Origin of the sequence: Microbispora hainanensis, assembly GCF_006874475.1 — a bacterium.
Taxonomy (GTDB): Bacteria; Actinomycetota; Actinomycetes; order Streptosporangiales; family Streptosporangiaceae; genus Microbispora; species Microbispora hainanensis.
The window spans coordinates 48,465-55,919 of record NZ_VIRM01000061.1 but is presented as its reverse complement, the minus strand read 5'-3'; the positions used below and the strand labels follow the sequence as shown (position 1 = coordinate 55,919).

Genomic DNA, 7,455 nt, shown 5'->3' with positions numbered 1-7,455 from the left:
CGCCGTTCGAGCGTGAGCAGGGACGCGGGATCGGGCGGCGCCGGCGCGCCGGGATCAGCGGCGACAGCCTGCTCCAGGCGGCGGAAACCGGTCTCCAGTTCGTCCGGCGTGAAGTGCGCGAAGACAGAATGGGTGCGCAGGCGCAGCCGTTCGAGCATGTCACCAAGGGTCCCGGCGGACGGCTCTGTGACCGTGCCGAAGCCGGCCACGCGCCAGCCGGCCGACGTGAACGTCTCGATCACCTCGTGCAGCGGCTGGAACAACGAGGCGTCCACCTCGGGGCCGCGGGGGAAGTGCTCCAGCCACCAGATCCTGGGCATGTGGTCGCTGAACCCGGAGCGCATGATCAGCCGCCCGGCGGGCCTGAGCACCCTGGCCAGCTCCCGGGCCGCCCGCGGCTTGTCCTGGACGTGGTGCCAGGACTGCAGCATCACTGCGTAGTCGGCGCTGCCGGACGGCAGCGGCATGTCCTCGGCGAAGCCCGCGATATAGCGCACGTCAGGGTGCCGGGACCGCGCCTGCGCCGTCTCGCGCATGCGGACCGACGGTTCGACGCCGGTCACCGGCCCGAAGGCTCGCGCCAGCGCGGGGGTGAACCTGCCCGTCCCCGAGCCGACGTCCAGCCCGCTCAGCGGACGCCGCGCGGGCAGGAGAGCTCCGAACGCGGTCATCCACGCCCGCAGTTGCCGCTCGGTGAGCGCCCGGCCGCGCGCGTAGTCCTGGTATTGCTCCCTGTCGTAGTCGGTCCGCCTCATCGCGGCCCCTTTCGTTCGCGGCCTCCGCCAGGTGCGCAGCCCTCCCGGAGGCCGGCGGGAACTGCCGTGACCTCGGGCGCACACTATGCCATTCCGATGTATCGACCCGATACATCGGAACGCTATGTGCGAGCACGTCCGGGCGCAAGGGTTCCCGTCTGCTGAGCGGGAGACGGATCGAGTGCGCAGACCACGGCGGTGTGGAACGCGGCCGGCGCCAGGCGCCGTCGCCGATCGCGCGGGGTGTCTGGAACGCCCGGCGCTCCCGGGCGAACATTCCCCGATTGCGAGCGTTTCGCGAGTAAGGGCGGGGCCGGATCGGGGGAGATGTGAGCGGGCTTGCCGCGGCGTAGGTGTCGGCGCCTTGCGCGCTCCGGCCGCGGGAAGACGAGCCGGGGTGGAGTGGAACGGCGCCTGCCGGCCGATCCGGCTTCGCATCGTGGGCGGCCCGCACTCGTGTGATCGGACGCCGCTTTTCACCGGACGTTTTTTCACTGGACGGCGGCGGGCGATGCCGCTTCTCCGCCGTCGGCAGGGATCGCTGTGGTCCGGCGGATCTGCCGTGGCGCATCGGCCGGGCGCGGTGCGGCGCCTCCTTGACGACTGCGGGGTGACCATGCGGTGACTATGGAATAACTACTCCACCGGTCGCCCGCGTCGTCCTCACGGGTGGGAGCGAGGGCATCGGCCGCCCCCACTCCGCGTCGGCCGCGTCTCCCCGGTCTCCCAGGTCTCCCACGCCGATCACGGTGCGGGTGGAACGCCGATCACCTCGGCGTCTCCGGGGAACGGGACCTTCAGGCCGCGCTGATGGCCATGTCGGTGGGGCGGTGCGGGGCGATGACGCCGCCGTCGGGCAGCAGCTCGCCGGTGTCCTCGAACAGCACGACGCCGTTGCAGAGCAGGCTCCAGCCTTGCTCGGGGTGACAGGCTATCGTGCGGGCGGCTTCTCGGTCCTTCGCGTCCGCGCTGGGACAGGCCGGTTCATGAGGGCACATCGCCGGGGCTCCGTGTCTTTATCGTTCGCTCGTTTTTGTCTTCCTGGCGTCCGTGGGGTATGACGCACACCACACTGGACTACACCAGTTTGCGGCTCGGCCGCATCGTACGACATAGCCCGTTCGGAGCATTTCCGCCGGTCGGGCAGGGGACCCGGCCACCCCCCGAGCAGGCTCGCGCGCACTGATGTGACCTACTACACAAGAATGCCCCAATGGAGGCAACGGTCCGGCCTCGACACGCCGACGGCCGGATAACCGAGGGATCACAGATTCCGGACATCAGGCGCGCGTGATGCGGACGGTCCGGAAAACCCCAGGTCTCAGCCGCCGAGGCCGGCGATCAGCGCGTCGAGGCCATGCTCGAAATCGCGCTCGCCCTCGGCGGTGCGCGCGTCGCGCACCTCGGCGTCCGGGTCGGCCCACCCCGACTGCTGGACCTCCACCGCCACGCTGCCGAACACGTAGGCCCGCAGCGCGCGGACCGCCCCGGCCGGGTCGCCCGCCCCCGCCTCGCGCAACTGCTCGATCTGCTCCGTGATCGCGATGAGGGCCGACCCCTTCGGGGGCTTGGTCAGCGCCAGCGACAGCACGCCCGGGTGCTCCAGCAGCGCGGCACGGCTCGCGCGGGCCCAGGCACGCGCCCTGTCCTGCCAGCCGGCGGCGGTGGCCGGATCGACCTCCACGGTCGTCACGTGCTCGGCGAGGGCGTCCATCAGCGCCTCCTTGCCCCGCGGCAGGTGGTGGTAGATCGCCATGGCCTCCACCTGGAGGGCGTCGCCGAGCCGGCGCATGGTCAGCCGGCGCAGGCCCTGACCGTCGGCGATGTGCAGGGCGGCGTCGATGATCCGCTCGCGGGACAGGGGGACCGGTGGTCGCTTGGCAGGCATGGCGATCATGCTGCCACAGTCGTCCTTACTTCGTAAAGGGCGGCGCACCCTGCGGTGCGGGCCCCCGCGCGGAGCGCGTACGCTACCGATTGCGACGCGAGTTCGATTGCGCACATCCGATTGCGCGAGTCCGATACCGAAGGGGCTGACGATGGCGTTTTTCCGTCCGCGGGTGAGCCGGGAGGCGGAGGTCCGCTACCACGCGGATCTGGAGATCCGGAAGGACTTCGACCAGGTGCTGGAGAAGGTCCGGGTGGCGCAGCGGCGGTTCCAGGAGGCGAAGGCGGCGGGCGTGCCGCTCCCCGAGCTCCGTGAGGCGGCCCTGAGCCTCGACGCCGCCCTGACCGAGGGGCTGCGCGCCGCGGAGGCGGGCCAGCGCGCCACCCTCGGGGTGAAGGCCTACGACAGCAGGATCGCCCGGCGCAAGGCGAAGGCCACCCCCCAGGGTGCGCTGTGGACCGACGAGGTGAACCGCCTGCGCACGCTGCGCGAGGCGCACCGCCTCAGCGGCATCCCGCGGGTGCCCCGCGCCTCCAAGACCGGCGACCCCGCCCGCCTGACCCCGCGCGACGTGCGCAAGGGCCTGGCCGCCGCCGGTCGCTGAGCACAGACAGCCGTACGGCCCGCACCCCGGAGGGATGCGGGCCGTACGTGCGACGGGATCAGCTCGCCCAGTCGAGCAGCGGGCGGGTGTTGCTCGGGTGGCGCAGCTTGGACAGCGACTCCTTCTCCAGCTGGCGGATCCGCTCCCGGGTCAGGCCCAGGTGCTTGCCTATCTCGTCCAGCGTGTGCGGCTTGCCGTCGGCCAGGCCGAAGCGGAGGCTCATGATCTTGGCCTCGCGCGGCGACAGGTTGCTGAGCACGCCCTTGAGCTGCTCGGCCAGCAGTTGCCGGTCGACGACCTCGGACGCCTCGGGCGAGTCGACGTCCTCGATGAGGTCGCCGATCCTGGTCTCGCCGTCCTCGCCGATGGTCGAGTCGAGGCTGATCGGCTGCCGGCTGGTGCGCAGCAGCTCCTCGATCTGGTCCGGGGTCTTGTCCAGCTCGACGGCCAGCTCCTCCGGCGTGGGCTCCCGGCCGAGCCGCTGGTGCATGTCACGCTCGACGCGCGACAGCTTCGACAGCATCTCCAGCACGTGGACGGGCAGCCGGATCGTGCGGGCGGAGTCGGCGAAGCCGCGCTGGATGGCCTGCCGGATCCACCACATGGCGTACGTCGAGAACTTGTAGCCCTTGGTGTAGTCGAACTTCTCGACGGCGCGGATCAGGCCGAGGTTGCCCTCCTGCACGACGTCGAGCAGGGCCATGCCGCGGTCGGTGTACTTCTTGGCCACGGAGACGACCAGGCGGAGGTTGGCCTCCAGCATGTGGTCCTTGGCCCGCCTGCCGTCCTCGATGACCCACTCCAGGTCCTCGCGTACGTGCGGGGGCAGGTGCTCGCCGCTCTCGAGCGCGGTCTCCAGCTTGTACTCGGCGTACAGCCCGGCCTCGATGCGCTTGGCCAGCTCCACCTCCTGGGCGGCGGTGAGCAGCGTGCGGCGGCCGATGGACTTCAGGTAGGTGTGGACCGAGTCGCCCATGACCGAGGAGGTGTCGTCGAGGTCGAGCGTCCCGCTGTCCTCCACCTCGGCCTCGTCGGCCTGGAGCTCCTCGTCGTACGGCTCCTCGTCGGCGGTCTTGGCCGTCTTCTTCGCGGCGCTCTTGGCCTGCGCCGCGGCCTGGGCGGCCCGGCGGGACTTCCTGGCCGGCGCCTTGGCGGGGGCGGCCTCGGTCTTCTCGCCCGGCTCGCTCTCCGCGGCGTTGTCGGAGGCCAGGTTCACGCCCGCCTCGGTGAGCTCGCGCAGGATCGAGCGGCCCTCGGCGGGGCTGACGCCGGCCTTAGCGAAGGCCTCGCGCAGCTCCGACAGGGAAAGGCGGCCCTGCGCACGGCCTCGCTCCAAGAGCAGGTCGAGCGTCGTCGGGGTCACCTCGCGCTCGGGCGAGTCCGCCACGGCGGTCCGGGGCATGAGGACACCTCCTCCTTGCGGAGTTCGTGGATGATCGAGGTCTTGATGCTTGCGATCGGGGCCGCGGCGTCCGGCCGCTCAGCGCACCAGTATCAATAACGCTCTCGCGCCTGGTTTGTTCCCTCGCCGCGCGGGGGAGACTGACACACCCGCCCCGGGCGGGCCGGTCAGTCGGGGATGATGCTGATGCTGACCTGGGGCATCGGCATGGGGTTCGCGCCCTGGATGCGTTCCTGCGTCCAATAGTCGGCGACCCCGTCCGGGTCGTCGGTGAGCTCCTTCAGCACCACGTCGGGGTCGACCTCGGGAGTGGCCTGTGCCCTGGTGAGGTCGCCCTGGGCGGGAGCGTCGGGGGAGACCTCGACCGTTCCCCGGTGACCGCCCGGCCCGAGCTTGGCGGCGGGGGCGTCGCCCGCCTTCGCGACGTCGTCCAGGCGGCCGGCGAAGGCGGCGGCCGTGACCGACGCTCCGCCCACGATGACGACGCCGACGAGCACGGCGGAGGCCATCATCTTCTGGGCCGGCGTGAGGCGGATCGGTTGCATGCGGCGTCCCCTTCCCCCTGCTCTTACAGACGCACGAAGGTCATCCGCGGTTCCGGTTCTTGAGTGCGACCATATCGGGTTTGCCGTTGGGCAGGAGCGGGATCTGGGACACCAACTCGACGGCGCGCGGCGCGGCGTAGGCGGGCAGCCGCTCCTTGGCGAAGTCCCGCAGCCCGCCGAGCGTGACCTCGCCGGCCTCCCGGGGGACCACGACGGCGACCACGATCTCGCCCCACTCGGGGTCGGGCCTGCCGACCACCACGACGTCGCGTACGGCCGGGTGCCCGGCCAGGATCTCGGCGACCGCGCCGGCCACGACCTTGCGGCCCCCGGTGTTGATCACGTCGTCGGCCCGGCCCAGCACGGTGAGCCGCCCGTCCTCGATGGAGCCCAGGTCGGAGGTGACGAACCACCCGCCCTCGAACGGCCGCTCCTCGCGCAGCCGGTAGCCCGAGAACAGCACAGGACCCGCGATCCGCACCCGCCCGTCGCCGCCGATCTTGACCTCGACGCCGTCGAGCGGCACGCCGTCGTACACGCACCCGCCGCTCGTCTCGCTGGAGCCGTACGTGGTGACGATCCTGGCCCCCGCCGCGCGGGCCTCGGCGAGCAGGCCCGCGGGAGCGGCGGCCCCGCCGAGCAGGATCGTGCCGAAGGCCGCGACGCCGGCCCCCGCGTCGAGCATGCGCCGCAGCTGGGTGGGCACCAGCGAGACGTGGTCGGCGCCGCTCGCGGCGACGTCGGCGGGGGAGAAGCGCGCATGGATGATCGGCTCGGTGCCGCACAGCAGCGACCTGATGAGCACCTGCGCGCCCGAGATGTGCGACGGCGGCAGGCAGCACAGCCAGCGGTCGCCGTCGCGGGCGCCGAGCCTGGCCAGCGAGGCGCGGGCCGAGGCGAGCAGCGCCTCGGCCGTCAGCTCCACTCCCTTCGGCGTACCGGTCGAGCCGGAGGTCGCGATGATCAGCGCGGCGTCGGACGGCTCGCCGTCCGGCTCCCGCCGCACGCCGTCGGTTGTGACGACGTGGGTGGGGCGCAGCGCGGCGAGCGTCGCCTCCATCGCGGGCCGCGGGAGGTCGGGCGACAGCGGCAGCACGGCCGGCCCGTCGCCCGTCAGGGCCTGCCGTACGGCCTCGGACAGCGCGGGCCCCGGCGGCAGGACGAGAGCGTGCACGGGACGCTGTCCCGGGCGATGTCCGTGAGGGCTGAGCACGGTCGTAAGGTTAGTCCCGGCGCGGTGGCCGGAGGCGACCGCCTGGTTCGGCGGCGCGCGGTCGGTGACGGCGCCTGGTTGATGACGGCGAAGGAGCGGGTGTGACGAGCGGGGTCGACTGGAAGCGGTCGGGCGAGTACGAGGACATCATCTACGAGACCGCGGAGGGGATGGCGAAGATCACCATCAACCGCCCCGAGCGGCACAACGCCTTCCGGCCCACGACCTTGTTCGAGCTCCGCGAGGCCTTCAACCGCGCCCAGGAGGACACCGAGGTCGGTGTGATCATCTTCACCGGCGCCGGGGACAGGGCGTTCTGCTCCGGTGGCGACCAGAAGATCCGCGGCGACGACGGCTACGTGGACGACAAGACCCACGGCATCGGCCGGCTCAACGTCCTGGACCTGCAGGTGCAGATCCGCCGCTGTCCCAAGCCGGTGATCGCCATGGTGGCGGGCTACGCCATCGGCGGCGGCCACGTGCTGCACGTCTGCTGCGACCTGACGATCGCCGCCGACAACGCCAGGTTCGGCCAGACCGGCCCCAAGGTGGGCTCGTTCGACGGCGGGTACGGCTCCTGGCTGCTCGCCGAGACGGTCGGCCTCAAGCGGGCCCGCGAGATCTGGTATCTGTGCCGCCAGTACGACGCCGAGACCGCGCTCCAGTGGGGCCTGGTCAACGCGGTGGTGCCGCTGGAGCGCCTGGAGGAGGAGACCGTCCAGTGGGCCCGCGAGCTGCTGGAGAAGTCGCCTCTGGCGCTGCGCATGCTCAAGGGCGCGCTCAACGCGGTGACCGACGGCGCGGCCGGCATGCAGCAGTTCGCCGGCGACGCGACGCTCATCTACTACATGAGCGAGGAGGCCCAGGAGGGCCGCGACGCGTTCAAGGAGAAGCGCAAGCCGGACTTCTCGAAGTTCCCCCGCCGCCCGTAGAGGGCCGCGTGATGACGGCGGCCACTCCTTTTTGCCGTACGCTTGCGCCTGCGGGAACGGGAGGAGACGCGCGGGTGGACAGAAACCGGGCCGACCGGGGCGTTTCGGAGGCGCGG

General features: G+C 71.8%; 8 protein-coding genes. 2 read left to right on the top strand and 6 right to left on the bottom strand.

Annotated features, from left to right (window positions below):
- The 3 genes from FLX08_RS34495 to FLX08_RS34485 form a co-directional block, all read right to left on the bottom strand.
- Positions 1 to 755 (bottom strand): class I SAM-dependent methyltransferase (locus FLX08_RS34495; protein WP_142624445.1); only part of this gene is annotated, 755 nt, incomplete at its 3' end.
- Between the two features lie 797 nt (positions 756 to 1,552).
- Positions 1,553 to 1,753 carry a DUF5999 family protein gene (locus tag FLX08_RS34490; protein ID WP_079313908.1) on the bottom strand — a complete coding sequence of 67 codons (201 nt, stop codon included), beginning with the start codon at positions 1,751 to 1,753 and terminating at the stop codon, positions 1,553 to 1,555.
- Positions 1,754 to 2,076: 323 nt separating this feature from the next.
- Positions 2,077 to 2,652: a TetR/AcrR family transcriptional regulator C-terminal domain-containing protein gene (locus FLX08_RS34485; RefSeq protein ID WP_341874368.1), complete on the bottom strand. Its 576-nt coding sequence runs from the start codon at positions 2,650 to 2,652 to the stop codon at positions 2,077 to 2,079.
- Between the two features lie 142 nt (positions 2,653 to 2,794).
- Between FLX08_RS34485 and FLX08_RS34480 the strand changes: the two genes are divergently transcribed.
- A complete protein-coding gene (locus FLX08_RS34480) occupies positions 2,795 to 3,247 on the top strand; it encodes a hypothetical protein (RefSeq protein WP_244313106.1) in 453 nt (150 codons plus the stop codon).
- Positions 3,248 to 3,305: 58 nt separating this feature from the next.
- Here the strand turns inward: FLX08_RS34480 and FLX08_RS34475 are convergent, their stop codons facing one another.
- The 3 genes from FLX08_RS34475 to FLX08_RS34465 form a co-directional block, all read right to left on the bottom strand.
- On the bottom strand, positions 3,306 to 4,649 hold the full coding sequence (locus FLX08_RS34475; protein ID WP_142624444.1) for an RNA polymerase sigma factor: 1,344 nt from the start codon (positions 4,647 to 4,649) through the stop codon (positions 3,306 to 3,308).
- A gap of 167 nt (positions 4,650 to 4,816) precedes the next feature.
- Positions 4,817 to 5,194: a hypothetical protein gene (locus tag FLX08_RS34470; protein WP_142624443.1), complete on the bottom strand. Its 378-nt coding sequence runs from the start codon at positions 5,192 to 5,194 to the stop codon at positions 4,817 to 4,819.
- Positions 5,195 to 5,234: 40 nt separating this feature from the next.
- Entirely contained in the window at positions 5,235 to 6,368 is a 1,134-nt protein-coding gene (locus FLX08_RS34465; protein WP_142624442.1) for an AMP-binding protein, read from the bottom strand.
- 140 nt (positions 6,369 to 6,508) lie between these two features.
- On the opposite strand from FLX08_RS34465, the gene menB reads away from it, so the two are divergent.
- Positions 6,509 to 7,339, top strand: coding sequence for a 1,4-dihydroxy-2-naphthoyl-CoA synthase (menB, locus tag FLX08_RS34460; RefSeq protein WP_142624441.1), 831 nt, complete (start codon positions 6,509 to 6,511; stop codon positions 7,337 to 7,339).
- The last annotated feature ends 116 nt before the right edge of the window (positions 7,340 to 7,455 follow it).